Origin of the sequence: Puia sp. (assembly GCF_036500295.1) — a bacterium.
Taxonomy (GTDB): Bacteria; Bacteroidota; Bacteroidia; order Chitinophagales; family Chitinophagaceae; genus Puia.
The window spans coordinates 1-17,803 of sequence record NZ_DASYCH010000039.1; the positions used below are offsets into that span (position 1 = coordinate 1).

A 17,803-nucleotide genomic window follows, 5' to 3' on the forward strand; every position below is an offset into this window, starting at 1 on the left:
ATGATAAATCTAAGGCTCCAGACCCTACCTACCTGGATTATTTCTTCACGACCAAAGGTGATCTGATCGTCAAGCTGGTTATCACTAAAAACAAAGAAAAAAGCGCTAAGTAAGCTATTAGCTGGGTGTAACCAAAGCCGCCGAAATAGACTGCATTTGGGTTTATCAATCTGTAAAGTTTCTAACGAATCGAATCGCACAGGCTTCAATGCAGCCAACCCCGGAAATTGTCAATGTGTCCCGTAAAACATTAAAATAGGCATGGCCGGTTTGAGAAACCGAATCCCCTTTAATGTCCATAGTACTGTCGCTAGTAACTTGATAATATAAGCCAGTGTTCAATGCACCATTTTCGTAGATCGATCCTTTTCCCGATTTGTTAAATTGCAAACTTTGATTTTGTGTAGCCGGATGCCAACTTGCGTCTCCATTACCGATATCCATCTGCGTCGCGTCGAGGTGCCAGGTTGTCGCTCTTAATGAAGGGTAGTTGTCAGAATTTTGGGAATTTTTAGAGCCTTTTTTACAAGCCGCCAAGACACAAAAAAGTGACACCGAAAGGACAAGACTAAGTTTGATTTGGGCAAGCAATTTCATGATTATCTTGACTAAGGAAGCGGTAATATCGTTGCATTATTCCGATAATGAAAAAGAACCGGCCAGCCACGGGTAAATTGCTTGTCAATCGAATATAACGGAAATAAAAACGGGGCCTCTCAATTTTCACTTGAAAAGCCCCGTTCGCTCCCCCTGCTGGACTTGAACCAGCGACCCTCTGATTAACAGTCAGATGCTCTAACCAACTGAGCTAAGGAGGAATATGTCTTCGGGCCGGGCCCGATTTGCCCCAAAAGGGGTTGCAAAAATAGGGAAAAATCTGCTTTTAAAAACCTGAAGGAGAAAAAATTATCCGCTTTTTTGGCCGCTCACGCCGGGGCCGTATTGGCTCACGCCGGCGGGAGCGGGCGAATCGCGAACCGCGGCGGCGGGCAAAGTCGGCGCAGCGGCTCACCGCACCTTCAAAGCCACTTAAACAACCCACCCTCTTCAAACCCCACATAAACCCCATCCTCGCGGACCTCGACCGGGTAGGTCTTTATCTTATAACTATCGCCACTGGCCTCGCGCCCATTCTTGAGGCTGAACCTCATGGAATGAACGGGGCACACCACCCGGCAGTTCCCATCGATAAATCCGTCCAGCATCGGGCCGCCGGCATGGGGACAGAGCTCGGCGAAGCCATACCATTGGTCCTCGAACCGGCCAAGACAGATGGTCTTGCCATTCACAACAACCTCGGCGACATTACCCCTTGTCCAATCGATAGCGGCGGCTTCGCCGTCGACCTTATACCATTTGTATTTCTTAAAACCCATTAGCAGAAAATTAGTCGCCGATTAATAGTAGTGTTCGGATTTATACGGATAGCGAATCCGGTAGAGCTCCTTTACCTTGTCGAGGATGGTCCGCCGCAGCTCATCGATATTGCGGCGCTCGGTGGCCGAGACAAAGACGCAGTTGCCGTTCGTCTCCCGCTCCCAGCGTTCACGGAGTTCGCTCATGATCTCCTGCTTCACCCCTTCTTCGAGCCAGGGGTCGAAGGTGTTGGCCTCGTACCTGTCGATCTTATTAAAAATGACCAGTATGGGTTTGTCGAAGGCGTTTAGCTCCTGCAGGGTTTTATTGACAACCCCCAGCTGCTCCTCATAGCCGACGTGAGCGACATCGACCACATGCAGCAGGATATCGGCCTCGCGGACCTCGTCGAGCGTGCTCTTAAAACTCTCGACCAGGTGATGCGGCAACTTGCGGATGAATCCGACCGTATCACTCAGCAGGAAGGGCGTCGCGTCGAAGACCACCTTTCGCGTCGTGGTGTCCAGCGTCGCAAAAAGCTTGTTCTCGGCAAAGACCTCACTCTTACTCAGCAGGTTCATAATCGTCGATTTGCCAACATTGGTATAACCGACAAGGGCGACCCGGATAAACTCGCCGCGGTCCTTGCGTTGCGTGAAGGCTTGTTTATCAATCTCTTGCAGACGGCGACGAAGCAGGGAGATCTTGTCTTTTACGATCCGCCGGTCGGTCTCTATTTCCGTTTCCCCCGGCCCCCGGGTACCGATACCGCCGCCCAGCCGCTCAAGGTGTTTCCACATCCCCCGCAATCTTGGCAAAAGGTATTGATATTGAGCCAACTCTACCTGGAGTTTGGCCTGGGCCGTCTTGGCCCGGCTGGCAAAGATGTCAAGGATCAGATCGGAGCGATCGATCGTCTTTGTATCTAATATTTTTTCAATATTGGAGATCTGGGAGCCCGAGAGTTCATCGTCGAAGATCACTACCTGAACTTCTTTCTGAATGATATACTCTTTTATCTCCTCCAGCTTCCCCTTCCCGATAAAGGTCTTACTGTCAGGATGGAGCAGCTTCTGAGTAAAACGTTTTAGCGTGATCGCCCCGGCTGTTTCCGCCAGGAACGCCAGCTCATCCAGGTATTCCCGGGACTGTTCTTCCGTCTGTGTCTTGTTCACCAAACCGACCAGCACCGCTCTTTCTGCCTTCTGTATACTGTTTTTCTTATCTATCAATCTATAGCGATTAGGACGGCAAAGGTAGAAAAAAAGCGCGGTCGCCCATGGGTGACCGCGCAAAGAGATTTATGAAGCGGAAATGCCTTTACAACCCGCTCAGCGTAATGCCGCCCGAGAAGGGGAAAACGGACGGTCCGGCACTGGTCTTGATCAGGCTGTTGACCTGAAACTGTCCAAAGACGCCGATGACGCCTTTGCTGACCCGGAAAGTGCCGGCGAGCTTGGGTGTATTGAAAAACTGCTTGGAGCTTTCTTTTTGAATATAGTTGCCGATGGTCTGACCTACGCCATTCTGAAGGTTTTTCCCCTTCGTATAGGCGCTCAGCATGATGCCGATCTTCGTGCCGACGGCGAATTTCCAGCTCTTATCCATATGCTCGGGGTCGAGGGCGAACCGCAACTCCACCGGAGCCTCGAGATAGGTGGTCACCAACTTGAACTTTTTGTAATGATTGCCGCCCTGTTCATCCGGGAAGGCGAGGGTGGTATTCGTATAAGCCGCGACCATTACTTCCTGCTGGTGGAAGAAGATATTGCTGCTCCCGATGCCCAGGCCGGCGCCGATGCTCAGACGCTGGTCGGTCTTGAACGGGAAATCGAACATGAAGTAGAAGTTTGCACTGCGATTGAACCCGCGAATATGGATACTGTCCGGTGCGCCGGCCCAGTTGTCATAACCCAATTGGAACATAAAGTGATCGGCCGCGCGTTTGCTGAGATCCCAGGTCTTTTTTTTCTTGGGTTCTTCGGGAGTATTATTGGCGGCAGCGGACTGTAATGCCTTGTTAACAAGGGTGGCGGAGTCGGTAGGAGCAACGGGCTGGTTCGGTGGATTTCTGTGCCTTTTTTGGGCGAAAACAGCAGTAGTTGTGGCTAAGAAAACCATCACAGTGATGAAATGCTTCTTCATAATTTGACAAATGTATTCTCCTTGGGGTTAATAAAAGGTTAAAGAACCCCCTTCCGTCTTGATTTTTAATCGCCCGCAAGATATCACTTTTTCGTCATCCTCCGAATTTACGCCAAACAGAGATAATATTTTGACAATCTTGCGGAATTTGCCACTGGGAATTAGTGCGTACTTGCTTTTCAATAATTGCCGCTATATGAAAAAGAAAAGCATTCTTTTCCTCCTTCTCCTCATTTTCCACCTTGCCGTTTATTCCCAAACCATCGCCGTGAGGGGCAAGATCAGGAACGACAAAGGCGAACCCCTTCCCGGTGCGACCGTGACCGTAAAAGGGACCACCGTCACCACCGTTACCGATGCCGATGGCGCCTTCGTGATCCAGGCCCCGCCCCAGGGCACCATCGCCATCTCCGTCGTCGGCTATGCGGGTGACGAAGAAAAGATCGGCGGCCGTGCCGACCTGATGATCGTTCTTCATCAAAAGGCCTCTGAGCTCAACGATGTCGTGGTGGTTGGATATGGCACCCAAAAGCGTGCCGACCTCACCGGCGCCGTCGTTGCGGTCACCGGTGCTGAAATGAATAAACGCGTCGCAACCGACCCCACCCAACTGCTGCAGGGCAAATTGTCCGGGCTCTCGGTTACCCAGGGTTCCGGGGAGGCAGGCAACGAGTCGCTGGTACTCCGCATAAGGGGTCTTGGCACCAACAGTTCGGCCGGCAGTAACCCGCTGATCATCGTGGACGGCCTTCCCGGCAGCCTGTCGTCGCTCGACCCGCAGAATATCGAATCGGTGACCATGTTGAAAGATGCAGCCTCGGCGGCTATCTACGGGACCCGTGCCGCCAACGGCGTTATCCTGGTAACGACAAAGCAGGGTACCAGCGGAAAAATGCAGCTGAGCTATGACTACAATATCGGGATCACCCGGCCGTCGGCCCTGCCTGATAACCTGGTATATAATTCCGCTCAGTATATGGTCCTCTGGGACTCGGCGGCCAGCCATTCGGGTTATCCCAATAAGTTCACCCAGGCCCAGATCGACCTGTACAGCAATCCCAACCGCGACAAGCATCTCTATCCCGATTATGACTGGCTTCATGAGATCATGCGCACCGTCGCCGTACAGACCCATCATCTTGGTTTTACCGGCGGCAGAAACGGAACAACCTATAACATCGGCCTCGGCTATGTCAACCAGCCCGATATCATGCTGGGATTCTCCTACGCGAAATACAATCTTCAGTTCAACCTGAATTCGAAGATCAGCGAGAACGTCAGCTTCGGCGCCAGTCTTACCCTCAACTACAGTAAACGACTCTATGCCTCCCGGGGAAGCCAGGATCAGTTCCTGTCCACGCTGTCGCAGTCTCCCATGTATGGACCGATACTCCCGGATGGAAGCGGCCGCTATGTCAACTCCGTATTCCCCAGCGTGCAGACACCCAATAAGAATCCCGTCGCCATCGCCCGGAATGCGCTTGTCAACGACAAGGATTATTTTGTGCAGAACAGCGTTTTCCTCAACGTCAGGATCCTCAAAGGCCTCGACTGGAAGACAAGCGGCGGGTTCAACTTCGAATATGAGAGTACCTACGATTTCAAGCCCGTGATCAACCAATACAACTGGTTTGCCGGTCCGAACGACCTGCCCGAGCGAACGCTTGACGTCAATGGTCAGGGTCTGACCGAAACCGATAACAACACCGTTTATCCGGTTGGCTATACCCAGCTCACCTATACCCGGAGCTTTGGGGATCATAATCTGAAACTGCTGGCGGGAACCCAGGCGGAATACAACAAGACCCAGTCCCTCGTCGGTCAGCGCAACACTCCCTTCTCCAACAATATCACCCGGGAGTTGAATGCCGGTCCCGTTGGATCGCAACTCGCATCGGGCACCTCGTCGGAATGGTCCCTTCGCTCGTATTACGGGAGACTCAATTATGATTATAAAGAGAAATATCTGCTGGAGGCCAATGCCCGCTATGACGCTTCCTCCCGCTTTCCTCCGGGTAACCGCTGGGGTCTCTTCCCATCGGTGTCCGCAGGATGGGTACTTTCCAAAGAGCGTTTTCTCGAGGATGTTTCCTGGCTTTCCAATCTTAAACTCCGGGGCTCATGGGGGAGGCTGGGTAACCAGAACATCTCCAACTATCCCTATCAGGATGTCTATACCAGCGCCAATGCATACAACACAAATACCGCGTATGCCTATTCGTTCTCCGGCAGCACGTTGAATTCGGGTGTCGCACAGAACGCCCTTTCCGATCCTAAGATCAAGTGGGAGACGACCCGCATCATCGATATCGGAACGGATATCACGGTTTTCAACAAGTTGAGTCTGACGTTCGACTGGTATAACAAGATGACGTATGATATTCTGTACAAACCGCAAATCCCGGCCTTTGTAGGGCTTGGCTCACCAACGATCAACAACGGTAAAATGCGGAACACGGGTTTCGAGCTCTCGGCGCAATATGCCGGCAAGGCCGGGCCGGTACACTATTCGATAGGCGGCAATATCCAGGTGAACAAGAACACCCTGGTGAAATTCGGCGCACCGCAGATCACCGCCAACAACACGATCAATATCGAAGGCCACCCCTTTGGCAGCTATTATATGTATCAATATGCCGGTATCTTTCAATCGGCGGACGAGATCCGGAAGGCGCCCGTTCAACAATATAGTCCGCAACCAGGCTATCTGCGGTTCAAAGATGCCGACGGAAATGACACCGTCAATGCCAATGACCGCGTCATCGTCCCCGGCGTCTTCCCGAAGTTTGAATATTCGTTGAACACGAGTGCCAGTTATAAGAATTTCGACCTGACGATATTTTTCTATGGTTCCTATGGCCAGAAGCAATATGTCGGCGGATGGGGGATACAACCCTTTAACCAGGGGTCGCCGCCGCCGAAGAGCTATCTGAATGCCTGGACCCCGGCCAATCACAGCACGACCACTCCGCTGATCTATATCACCGGCCAGGGCAACGCAAGCAGCAATATCACGACACCGTCAACCTTTTATCTGAAAGACGCCTCGTTCCTCCGGATCAAGAACGTACAATTCGGTTATACGTTACCGGCCGCGATAGCAAAGCATATCGCCATGAGCAGTCTGCGCATCTACTTTGCCGGCGACAATCTTGTCACGTTCACAAAATTCCCCGGTCTCGATCCCGAACGGGCGCTGGGCAACGGAAATGTCCGCTTTGTCGTGCACCCGCAAAACCAGGTATTCTCCTTTGGCGTAAAAGCCGTTTTCTAACTCGAAAAAACAGCGATCATGCAACATCCGTTTATAAAATTTCCGCTTCTTCTCCTTGCCGCCGTGCTGCTCTTTTGTGCATGCAGCAAGAACTTCCTCGACAAGAACCCGCCGGACCAACTCTCGTCGGCTAATTTCTGGAAGACCCAGGCAGACGCCGACCAGGCGCTGACTTCGATCTATAGCTATCTCATCCAGGGATATAATTATACCAGCAGCACCAATACCGGGCAGGGGTGGGGTTCGGGCACCCCTTACTGGGAGACCCTTACCGACAACGCGTACAGCGGCGCCTTTGGAACCATCGCCACCGGGGATATCGAAGCGACCACCGGAACGATCCAGTCCGATGCCTACAACACTTCCTATAAGGCAATCCAGGATTGTAATGTCTTCCTTGCCAATATCGGGAAGATCAATCTGGACGCAACGACGATGAACCGGTATATCGGCGAGGTCCGGTTCATCCGCGGCTATTATTATTTTCTTCTTGAACAGCTCTATGGCGACGTGGTGCTGTCCTTACGCCCACTGGGGAAAGATTCGGCAAGCTATAAGCTGCCGCGAACGCCAAAGCCGATTGTCATCGATTCCATCTTCAGCGACTTTAATTTTGCCGCGGCCAATCTACCGAACACCGCCTATACGGGACACGCGGTGCGAGGGACCGTTCTTGGCTATCTCACAAAGTTGTACCTGACGCTGCAACGCTGGCAGGATGCGGCGGCGACGGCACAAACGATCATGACGGAAGGCAAGTTCAGCCTCTATACAGGAGGCTATCGGGGACTTTTCTTAAAGCCTGGTCAGAACAACAACCCGGAGATCATGTTCTCCGGCCGCTACCAGATACCCAATGCGTACAGCCCCGCCGACTATCTTTATACGTATAGCTCGAGTTTTCAGCCGGTGAGTAACCTGGTCAACGACTATGAATGCACCGACGGTCTCCCGATCACCACGTCGCCCCTTTACAAATCCGCCACGCCTTATAATAACCGTGATCCGCGGCTGCTGGCCACGATCCTCACACCGGGGGTATTGTACAAAGGGGGTATTCCATTCGTCCCGGCGCAGCTCGGCGCTTCGGCTGGTTTCCTGAACAAGAAAGGGGTCGACTCGACGCGGGCCACGGTGATCGGAACGCAGAGCGACCAGGATTGGGTCTATCTGCGATATGCCGATGTCCTGCTGATGTACGCGGAGGCGCAGAATGAAGTGGGCGGACCGTCGCCGGATGTCTACAGCGCCGTCAATGCCGTACGCGCCCGACCCGGGGTCAACATGCCCGCCTTGCCGGCCGGGCTCTCACAGGACTCCCTGCGGACCCGCATCCGTCATGAGCGGCGCATCGAGCTCGCGTTGGAAGGACAGCGCTATTTCGATCTGAAAAGATGGCGGCTCGACCGGGTGATCATCCCGACGATAAAGGACCCCAGCGGCGCCTTTCGCACCTTCCCGTTGCGGGATACGCTATGGCCCGTGCCCCAGTCGGAGATGGATCTGTCGAGGACCTATAATAACCCCGCTTATACCCAAACACCGGGGTATTGATAAACTCGTGAACTATAGCTAATTTCACGGCGAATTCTCAAATCATTTCACATGGAATCCGCCCGGAAAAAGACGCTTGCAGGTTGGGGTAATTACCCTGTCGCCGAGTCGTATACCGTTAATCCCCGCAGTGAAGCGGATGTCCGGAGCGACCTGGATAAAGGGAAGGTCATCGCCCGGGGCCTGGGAAGAAGCTATGGCGATCAGGCAGTGAATGAGAACAATTTTGTCGCCATCTGCACAAAGCTTAACCATTTCTTACACTGGGACGAGAAAGAGGGAATATTGGAATGCGAGGCCGGCGTGAGTCTGGAGGAGATCATTCTCACCTTTGGTTCAAAAGGCTGGCTGCCGATGATCTGTCCGGGAACAAAATTTGTGACCATCGGAGGCGCCATCGCGAACGATATTCACGGTAAAGCGCATCACATCGACGGATCCTTTGTCAACTGCGTGTTGTCCTTTACCATCCTGCTTGCCGACGGGACGGTCACGGAGGCTTCACGCACGGAGAACGCCGATCTGTTCTGGGCCAACTTCGGGGGACTCGGACTGTTGGGAGTGATCCTTACGGCCCGGTTGAAACTCCGTAAAATAGAGACCACCTATTTCAAGCAAAAGTCCATTAAGATAAAGGGGCTTGACCATATGCTCGAGGCCCTCGATCAATATGATCACGACTACAACTATTCTGTGGCCTGGATCGACGCGCTGGCGAAGGGCAGTAAATTGGGCAGCGGGGTACTCACGCTGGGCAATGCGGCCAAACTCAGCGATCTGCCGGAGAAGCTCAGGAGCAATCCGCTCAAACTCCATGCGACGAGCAAACTGACCGTGCCCTTCTTCCTACCCTCCTTTGTGCTGAACGGCCTGACCGTTCGGATGCTGAATCGTGTTATCGCTTTTGTTCAGAACTCGCCGAAGGAGTTTATCCATTACGAAAAATTCTTCTTCCCGCTCGACGCGATCAACAACTGGAACAGAGGCTATGGAAAACGCGGCTTTATCCAATACCAATTCGTTATTCCGGAAGACAATGGAAAGAAGAACCTCGCGGAGATACTCGAAATGATCGCCGCCAGCGGCTGTACTCCTTTTCTGAATGTCTTTAAACGCATGGGAGATGGCCAGGGTATTCTTTCCTTTCCTTTTAAGGGATATACGCTTGCGATCGACTTCCCGGTAACGAAGAATCTCTTTGCGTTTACCCCAAAGCTGGATGCAAAAGTGCTGTCGGCCGGGGGCCGGCTTTATCTGGGGAAGGATGCTCTACTGCAGGAAAGCACATTCAAAGCCATGTACCCGCAATATGAACAATGGATGGAGGTGAAACGCAAGTATGACCCAGCCAACCGGTTCACCTCGAATATCTCCCGCCGCCTGGGTCTTGATCCGGCATAAGGTTAGGTTCCCACTTTTGACGAGAACTTCTTTCTCACCCTGCTCAGGGTTTCGAGTGTCATCCCGAGATAGGAAGCAATATATTTTAATGGAATGCGGTTGGCCAGCGGGTCATGATGCAAAAGAAAATGCCGGTATTTGTTCTCCGCCTTCGTCAGGCGGGCGATAAAGGCGCGTCTTTCGGCGTCCGCATAGTAGTGCTGCAGTAATTTACGGGCTACGATGTTGAACTCCGGCATCATCTCGTACATCTTCTGGAGATTGGCATTGCTGAGGGCGAGAAGCTCGGTGTTCTCCAACACCTGGATATTCTCGATGGAGGGTTCCTGCGTATTCAGACTGAGAATGGAAGAGACCAGCTCGTTCTCCACGACGATCCAGGTAGTGATATCTTTCTGACCTTCCCGGGTGAAACCCCGCACGGCTCCTTTCACGATAAAATAGACATGATCGCAACGGTTTCCTTCTTTTAGTAAAAGCTTCCGTTTTCTGACGGAGAGCCCGGTGACATTTTTCTTGAGAAAGTCTCCCATCTCGGGAGTCAGGGGATGGAAATAGTTCAGCACAGTTAGTAAGGGGGTGGCGTTCGGGGCAGGCGCGTGTTCCTTTCCCGCCCCTAGGGGTTCAGGTTGCTTCATGTTTTGAGGCTTAGGTGGTTTGGTCAAACAAATATATACTATTTCTTCAGCCGGGAGTAATAGAGGCAGACCTTGTTCATCAGGCAGGAGTCACATTTTGGTTTGGGCGAACATATTTCTCTTCCGTGGAAGGACATCGCCATTCCGGCATCCCATTCCTTTGCCGGAAGGATCTTCATCAGCTGCTCTTCCATCTTGCCTGCATCGAGCGTTTTTACGATGCCCAGCCTGGGGGCCACCCGCAGGACGTGAACATCTACGATGATACCTTCGGGCGGCGCGCCGGCTTCCCGCAAGATAACATTGGCGGATTTTCTGCCGATACCGGGTAAGTGGGTAAGTTGCTCGAGGGAAAGCGGAATATGATCATTTGTTTTTATCTCCCCGGCAATCGCGGTGAGCCATTTGGCTTTGTTGGCAAAATTGGTGATGCCGGCGAAATAGGGGAAGAGGGCAGCGGGAGCGACCCCGTCGAGGGACGTTATATCGGGAAAGTCCGCAAAAAACTTTGGCGCGACGGAGTTGATATAGCTATCGGTCGATCGTGCCGAAAGCACTACCATGACGATCAGTTGATAGACGTTCCCGTATTCCAGCGGATGCTTTTTCCCCTTGTATTTTTTGACCAGAGGGCGGATGGCTTCCGGCCAATCGATTTTTGCGCGCATGACCGGTCAAAGGTCGATCAAATCGGGGAGATTTTGCACGGCTCCGGGCGTAAAAAAACTCCCGGTTTACCGGGAGTTTTTTTTGTGGGCCCTGCTGGGCACGATCCAGCGACCCTCTGATTATGAGTCAGATGCTCTAACCAACTGAGCTAAGGGCCCTGCCTTTTGAGGCGTTGCAAAACTACAAAATCCCCGCTGCATACCGATAAAATAAAAAACAAATTCAAGTCATTAAAATCTTCTTAACTTGCTAATAATTGCTAATAAAGTATAGAACTGCTTGCCAATTGCAATGACTGCTGAAGGTGTAAAATATTTACAATCAAGGATTGCTCGCTTTGATGACCAAAAGGCATATAAAGAACTGTTCACCACCCTTTATTCTCCTTTGCTCCTCTTCGCGAAATCCATGGTCAAATCCAGGGAGTCCGCGGAGGAGATCGTATCCGATGTGTTCATTCGCATCTGGGAGAAGCGGCGTGATCTGGAAAGGATCGACAACCTCAAAGTATATCTCTACGTCTCCGTCCGCAATGGCGCCCTCAATCATCTCAGCCATCAAAAACGCAATAGCACCAACCCGATCGAAGAGTTTCATGCGGAATTTACCAGCATCTATTTTGACCCCGAACAACTGCTGATCACCGCCGACATGCTCGCGCTGATAAAAAAATCTATCGATCAGCTCCCCCCAAAATGTAAGATCATCTTCAAGCTCGTCAAGGAAGACGGGCTTAAATACCGGGAAGTAGCGGAAATCCTGAACCTCTCCGTCAAGACGGTTGAGAACCAGGTGGCCATCGCCCTTCAAAAGATCGGTAATACGGTGAGCTTCGATGTCGACCGGACTATCCCTTTTCCGGTTAAGAACCATTCCTGACACCCATCGCAATGGCGTCATTATCAGCCTAGTATGCCAGGAATCAAATAATTGTTAAAAAAACGTTGATCCGGCTTGGGGGTTTCTCCGGTTTTTTCTGTCCTTCACTCAACGACGCTGCCAAATGGGAAAAGAGCATAAGGAACATACCTGGAACCTGATTGCGAAAAAGCTGGCCGGAGAGGCCAGCCCTGCCGAATTGCAGGAGCTGGAAAGCCTGCTCCGCGATAATCCGGAGCTGCACTATCCCGTACAAACCATCGCCGATCTTTGGGAGCATACCAGCCCCGCCGACAAAAAACAGGCCGAGGAGGCTTTTGGCCGTCATCTCGACCGCATCGACCGGTTCAATATCGAATATATACCCACACTCACCGTCGTCGCCGATGAATCGGTCGAAAGACCATCCTATCGCCGCAAGTTACTCCTGCTTGCCCCGGTAGCGATCATCCTTACCGGCATCGTGATCCTGCTGTTCAGTCGCCCGGCCGCTACGCGAGTCGCGGTTTTCGCGCAGTCGCCCGCCACTCACGAGATTTCTACAAATATCGGCTCGAGGACCTGTATCACGCTTCCCGACAGCTCGCGAGTCTGGCTCAACGCCGGCAGCCATATACAATATGGAAAGTCTTTTGGCAGGGAGTACCGCGAAGTCAACCTGATCGGTGAGGCCTTTTTTGATGTGGCGCCCGATGCCGCTCATCCTTTTATCATCCACACCCGGAAGGTCGATGTCCGGGTACTCGGCACCAGCTTTAACCTGAAGTCATACCCCACCGACAAGACAACGGAGGCAACGCTTATCCGGGGTAGCATCGAGGTATCTATCCGCAACCGGCCAAGTGATAAGATCATCCTCAAGTCCAACCAGAAGCTGGTGGTCAACAACGACGACAGCCTGGCATTGAACACCGTCGCGCGTAGAAGAGAGGTTCGGCCCGAGTCGCTCGTATTGATCGGCAAACCAACCTATGAACACCGTTCGGGAGTCGTCATCGAAACATCCTGGGTCGATAACAAGTTGATCTTCCAGGACGAAGAATTCGGTGATCTGGCCAGGCAAATGGAACGCTGGTACGGCGTTTCCATCAGTTTTGAAGACCCCGGAATGGAAGAGTTCCGGTTTACGGGCAGCTTTGAGAAGGAAACCATCCGGCAGGCATTGGACGCGTTGAAGATGACGGATCAGACGGCGCGATTCGGTTATAGCATCGAAGGAGACCGGATAACCATACACAACTAACTGATATGATTATAATTGCCAAACCAAAACAATTGCGAATGATTAACAGCAGTTAATTAAATAAATGCGGGAAATGTTGGCGCATTCCCCGCAAGGTTCTCTCAGAAACCAGGTCGTCAGGGAAAGACACAAAACCGGTTTCATTCATCAAAAACCCACAAGTTTAAAAATATGAAAAAAATGCTAACGATTGGGGGCCTCAGCCCTCATGCCGTAAAAAAAGCTCTTTTGGTTATGAAACTAACCTTTCTTCTGGTGTTTGTGGCGGCACTGCAGGTATCTGCGAATGTCAGTGGGCAGGGAAGGGTATCACTCACGCTGAAACAGGTAGAGATTTCCAGGGTGCTCAACTCTATTGAAAAACAGGGAACTTACCGGTTCCTTTATAATAGCAGACTGGCCACCATCCGGAAAAAGGTCTCCGTTGACGCTACCGATATGACCATCAGCGATCTGCTGAAAAGCATGTTCAGCGGTACGGACCTTACCTTTAAGATGTTGGAAAACAACCTGATCGTTGTGGTCTCCAACTCCCCGGTCCCCCAGGATATCAAGATCACGGGGACCATAACGGGCGAAAACGGGGAGGCGCTTTCCGGCGTTACTGTCAGCGTAAAAGGCTTCGCAACTGCCACTTCAACGGACAACAACGGGGCGTTTACGATAACGGCTCCCGAAAAAGGAACGCTTGTTCTTTCCTATATCGGCTACCAAACCCTGGAAGTGGCGATCAATAGCCAGGCCGTGCTCAATGTGAAGATGACTGCCTCCAATAAGGCCCTCGATGAAGTAGTGGTCATCGGTTATGGCCAGGCCAGCAAGCGGGACCTGACCGGCTCGATCGTGAAAATAGACGGCAAAGAGATCGCCGATAAGCCGAACATCAACCCGGTGGCATCGCTGCAAAGCAAGGTCGCCGGTGTATATATCGTCAACAGCGGTGATCCCGGCGTTCAGCCGGATATCCGGATCCGCGGTACAACCAGTATCGGCCAGGTGCATCCGCTTTATGTCGTTGATGGGATCCTCCAGGACGATATCTCCTACCTGAACGCCAACGACATCGAATCATTGGAGGTTTTGAAAGACCCCTCCTCGCTGGCCATCTTCGGGGTCAGGGGCGCCACCGGTGCCATCGTCATCACCACGAAAAAGGCAAAGGCCGGACAGACCATCATCAACTATAACCTTACGCAGGGCTGGAAAAAGATGGTGGATGCGCCGAAATTTGCCGACGCGAGCGCCTTTAAAACCCTTTACGCGGAAGAACTCGCCAACACCGGTATCACTGCGACTCCCGACTTCAGCGGCCTGAACGCAAACACGAATTGGATCGATGCCGTTACCCGGACCGCTAATTTCCAAACCAGTAATTTAAGCGTTTCCAGCAGTACGGATAAAAACCGGTTCAACATGGGCCTTGGCTATACAAAGGACCAGAGTGTCGTACAGCATATCCAGCTGGATCGGATCAACATCAGCCTTAGCGACGAATACAAGCTCAGCAAGTTCATCAGAGTAGGCGCCAATGTCAATGTCAGCAGGACACATAACCCCTACATTTATGATGACCTCGGCGACCCCAACGGCTCCAACGTCCTCAATGACGCCCGGCAGCTGATCCCCTTACTCGGAACGGGTACCTCCCAATTTCGGCTGAAGAATCTCTACGGGACGGATACCACCAACCAAAACGTGTATCCCCTGGCGCCCTCCTTACAGCTTTCCGGCGTAGTGAATCCCCTACTGAAGCTGAACAACGAGTATAACAAGACAGTAGATTACACCTATCGCTATGTTGCCTCTGCCTTCGCCGAGATCAACTTCCTGAAATACTTTACCTGGCGCACCACCATCTACGGGGATGTAAGCGAACAGGACCGGCGCCAGTACAAGCCCACCTACTATGCCTTTAACCCTGTGACCAGGGACGTACAGGTTCAAAACCCAAAGACCAGCGTACAGGAAGAAGCTACGTCCATCCGGAAGTTCCAGCAGGATCATATTCTGACCTTCAAGTCGATCTTCGATCAGCATAGCATCACGGCCAGCGGCGGGTTCACCACCTATTATACCGGAAATTTCGAGAGAGGCGGTAAATCCATCCAGGGCACGTACGGCCCTATTCCGGACGACCCTCGTTTCTGGTATCTCAGCACAAACTACGAAGATCCGTCAACGTCGATTGCTTCCTCCACCCAGTATGAGAACTCCACGGTCTCCTGGCTGGGCCGGGTGTTGTACAATTACGCCGGGAAATATTACCTCACCGCTTCCTATCGTAACGATGGTTCCTCGCAAATCCCCTCGGCTAATCGATACCAGAGCTTCTGGGCCGTCGGTGGCGGATGGGAAGTCACCCGGGAAAATTTCATGGCCAACCAGCATGTGCTTGATTTCCTCAAGATCAGAGGTTCAGTCGGCGTACTGGGTAACCAGAATACTTACGATCCGAACACAGGTCTTGCCGCCCCTTATCTCTTCGCGCAGATCCTGACCGCGGGCTCCATAACCTCCTTTGGAAATTATCTCTACAGCGCCGCCAACCCTCTGTACAAACCCGACCCGGATCTGCGTTGGGAAACGGTCCATGCCCAGGAGATCGGCTTCGAAGCCAATGCGCTTAACAACAGGCTGCATTTCGAATTCAACTATTATAATAAGACGACCGAAAACCTGATGACGGTGATCAACAACGGACCACTGGGAATCGTTAATGGCGTCACCAATGCGGGTAGCCTGCGCAACTGGGGCGAAGAAGTGACGGCCTCCTGGACCCAGCGCCTCGGGACCGATTTGACACTGCGGGTAAGTGGCAACATAACCTTTATGAAGAACAAGGTCGAGGCTCTCAGCCCCTTGCTTGCCGGCGGTCAGATCGCCCGGTACAGCCAGAACAACGGTGCACAGGCCAGCATTACAAAAGCAGGCCATCCTATCGGTTATTTCTATGGCTACCAGCAGGAAGGGATCTATCAGACACAACAAGACAAATCCGCTTCGCCTGATGCATCCTCGATCGGGAGCTACGGGCCGGGAGACTTCAAATTCAGAGACGTGAATCACAACGATTCTGTCGATGTAAACGACCGGACCCAGATCGGGAATCCTTCACCCAACTTTATCTATGGCGGCTCCATCGGGCTTACGTGGAAACATTTCGACCTCGGGATCGACGTCGGCGGCGTCCATGGCAACCAGATCTTCCGCACCTGGGCATCGCTGGAGGCTCCATATCAATTCGTCAACTATGCCGCGTTCCAGATCAATCGCTGGCATGGCCCGGGTACTTCCAACAAAGTGCCGCAGGTCAATTCAGGAGAGCGTTTCAACTACGTAGGGTCATCGTATAACATCGAAAGCGGCAGCTACTTCCGGATCCGCAACGTGCAGCTGGCGTACAATTTCGACACAAAGATGCTGTCAAAAGCCTCTATCAAGAACCTGCGCGTTTTTGTCAACGTACAAAACCCGAAGACCTGGCGGACCAATCATGGCTTCTCCCCTGAGGCTGGCGGCGATGCTACCAGCTTCGGCGTAGACTACGGAAAATCGGGCAGCGCGTTACCCATGATCACCAGCGTCGGCCTGAATGTAACTTTTTAGATAAAAAAAATAATTTTTGATATGAAACAAAGTACAAAAATAGTAGGAATGATCGCATCAGGGCTGCTGATCGTCTCTTCCTTCTCCTGTAAGAAGTTCGTGGACAGGAAGCCATTGCAGGCGACGCTTCAGGACGTACAGGCCTCCCAGGGATCTCTTGAGGCTCAGAGTCTCGGATTGTATTATACCCTGCGGACCTATGGCGGATTCTCGTCCCTGCCATGGATCGATATGCATAGTATCCGGGGTGATGACGCCGCAAAAGGCAGTGACGCCAACGACGGCAAGGAAGTCATCGCCGAATTTGAAACCTTCCAGTATACGAAAGACGACTGGGCCACCGACACCTATTGGAACGATCACTTTACCATGATCAACCTCGCCAACGCGGAGATCCACTATGGTGACTCATTGAAGTCGAATGACCCTGCAGTTTTAAGGCAATTGGGCGAAGCGCATTTTTTCAGAGCCTATTCCTTCTTTGAGCTGGTGAAGGCCTACGGCCAGGTTCCATTGATCAACTATTATTACACTAATCCGGCGGACGGGGTGCGGCAAAAATCGACGCTTGACTCCCTGTATGCCCAGATAGATGCCGATCTGGATACCGCTTCACGCTATCTGCCACTCTCCACCAGCGAGTATGGTGCCAACTACGCCGGAAGACTGACCTCGGGCGCGGCAAACACGCTCTGGGCACAGGCTTACTTGTTCCGCAAGAACTGGGGCAAGGTAGTCTCGCTTTGTAACACCGTTATTACTTCCGGCCAGTATAGCCTTATGTCTAATTTCACGGATATCTGGAAGGATGGGGTCTTTGGCCAGGGTAAGAACGGGCCGGAATCCATCTTCGAAATGAATGCTTATGTAGGCGTCAATGGCGCTTCCATCTCTTCGCAGTGGCAGGGCCAGGACGGCTGGGGTACGGCGCAACAGGTCCGGCAAAACGGCGCACCCCTCGAATGGAATCTGGGCTGGGGTTGGAATGTGCCCACCCAGCAATTGCTTGACGCATGGAACGCTACCGACCCTAACGAT

The 17,803-nt window shown here is 52.3% G+C and carries 13 protein-coding genes and 2 tRNA genes; 7 read left to right on the forward strand and 8 right to left on the reverse strand.

The window, feature by feature from the left end; all coding sequences use genetic code 11:
* Positions 1-165 precede the first annotated feature (165 nt).
* From VGM48_RS07635 to VGM48_RS07655, 5 genes are all read right to left on the reverse strand, one after another.
* Positions 166-597: a hypothetical protein gene (locus VGM48_RS07635; protein ID WP_331577685.1), complete on the reverse strand. Its 432-nt coding sequence runs from the start codon at positions 595-597 to the stop codon at positions 166-168.
* 147 nt (positions 598-744) lie between these two features.
* Positions 745-818: transfer RNA gene (locus VGM48_RS07640), tRNA-Asn, on the reverse strand.
* A gap of 201 nt (positions 819-1,019) precedes the next feature.
* Positions 1,020-1,376, reverse strand: a complete 357-nt coding sequence (locus tag VGM48_RS07645) for a Rieske (2Fe-2S) protein (protein WP_331577687.1) — start codon at positions 1,374-1,376, stop codon at positions 1,020-1,022.
* A gap of 21 nt (positions 1,377-1,397) precedes the next feature.
* The gene (gene hflX / locus VGM48_RS07650) at positions 1,398-2,588 is read right to left on the reverse strand and encodes a GTPase HflX (RefSeq protein ID WP_331577689.1); all 1,191 of its coding nucleotides are present in this window, start codon (positions 2,586-2,588) and stop codon (positions 1,398-1,400) included.
* An 88-nt stretch (positions 2,589-2,676) separates the two neighbouring features.
* Positions 2,677-3,501: a hypothetical protein gene (locus VGM48_RS07655; RefSeq protein WP_331577691.1), complete on the reverse strand. Its 825-nt coding sequence runs from the start codon at positions 3,499-3,501 to the stop codon at positions 2,677-2,679.
* Between the two features lie 196 nt (positions 3,502-3,697).
* Between VGM48_RS07655 and VGM48_RS07660 the strand changes: the two genes are divergently transcribed.
* Genes VGM48_RS07660 through VGM48_RS07670 form a run of 3 tightly spaced genes read left to right on the forward strand, consistent with a single transcriptional unit; the run spans position 3,698 to position 9,730 of the window.
* Positions 3,698-6,775, forward strand: coding sequence for a TonB-dependent receptor (locus VGM48_RS07660; RefSeq protein ID WP_331577693.1), 3,078 nt, complete (start codon positions 3,698-3,700; stop codon positions 6,773-6,775).
* Positions 6,776-6,793: 18 nt separating this feature from the next.
* Positions 6,794-8,329, forward strand: coding sequence for a RagB/SusD family nutrient uptake outer membrane protein (locus VGM48_RS07665; RefSeq protein WP_331577695.1), 1,536 nt, complete (start codon positions 6,794-6,796; stop codon positions 8,327-8,329).
* Positions 8,330-8,380: 51 nt separating this feature from the next.
* Positions 8,381-9,730 carry an FAD-binding oxidoreductase gene (locus tag VGM48_RS07670; RefSeq protein WP_331577696.1) on the forward strand — a complete coding sequence of 450 codons (1,350 nt, stop codon included), beginning with the start codon at positions 8,381-8,383 and terminating at the stop codon, positions 9,728-9,730.
* A gap of 2 nt (positions 9,731-9,732) precedes the next feature.
* Here VGM48_RS07670 and VGM48_RS07675 read toward each other — a convergent pair whose 3' ends face one another.
* From VGM48_RS07675 to VGM48_RS07685, 3 genes are all read right to left on the reverse strand, one after another.
* Complete coding sequence (locus VGM48_RS07675) at positions 9,733-10,368, reverse strand: Crp/Fnr family transcriptional regulator (RefSeq protein WP_331577698.1); 636 nt, start codon at positions 10,366-10,368, stop codon at positions 9,733-9,735.
* Positions 10,369-10,406: 38 nt separating this feature from the next.
* Entirely contained in the window at positions 10,407-11,036 is a 630-nt protein-coding gene (locus tag VGM48_RS07680; protein WP_331577700.1) for an endonuclease III, read from the reverse strand.
* An 85-nt stretch (positions 11,037-11,121) separates the two neighbouring features.
* Positions 11,122-11,195, reverse strand: a tRNA-Ile gene (locus tag VGM48_RS07685).
* A gap of 133 nt (positions 11,196-11,328) precedes the next feature.
* Here VGM48_RS07685 and VGM48_RS07690 point away from each other — a divergent pair.
* The 4 genes from VGM48_RS07690 to VGM48_RS07705 form a co-directional block, all read left to right on the forward strand.
* Complete coding sequence (locus VGM48_RS07690; RefSeq protein ID WP_331577702.1) at positions 11,329-11,916, forward strand: RNA polymerase sigma-70 factor; 588 nt, start codon at positions 11,329-11,331, stop codon at positions 11,914-11,916.
* Positions 11,917-12,040: 124 nt separating this feature from the next.
* On the forward strand, positions 12,041-13,159 hold the full coding sequence (locus tag VGM48_RS07695) for a FecR family protein (RefSeq protein ID WP_331577704.1): 1,119 nt from the start codon (positions 12,041-12,043) through the stop codon (positions 13,157-13,159).
* A 234-nt stretch (positions 13,160-13,393) separates the two neighbouring features.
* On the forward strand, positions 13,394-16,765 hold the full coding sequence (locus VGM48_RS07700) for a SusC/RagA family TonB-linked outer membrane protein (RefSeq protein WP_331577706.1): 3,372 nt from the start codon (positions 13,394-13,396) through the stop codon (positions 16,763-16,765).
* Between the two features lie 21 nt (positions 16,766-16,786).
* Positions 16,787-17,803 (forward strand): RagB/SusD family nutrient uptake outer membrane protein (locus VGM48_RS07705; protein ID WP_331577708.1); only part of this gene is annotated, 1,017 nt, incomplete at its 3' end.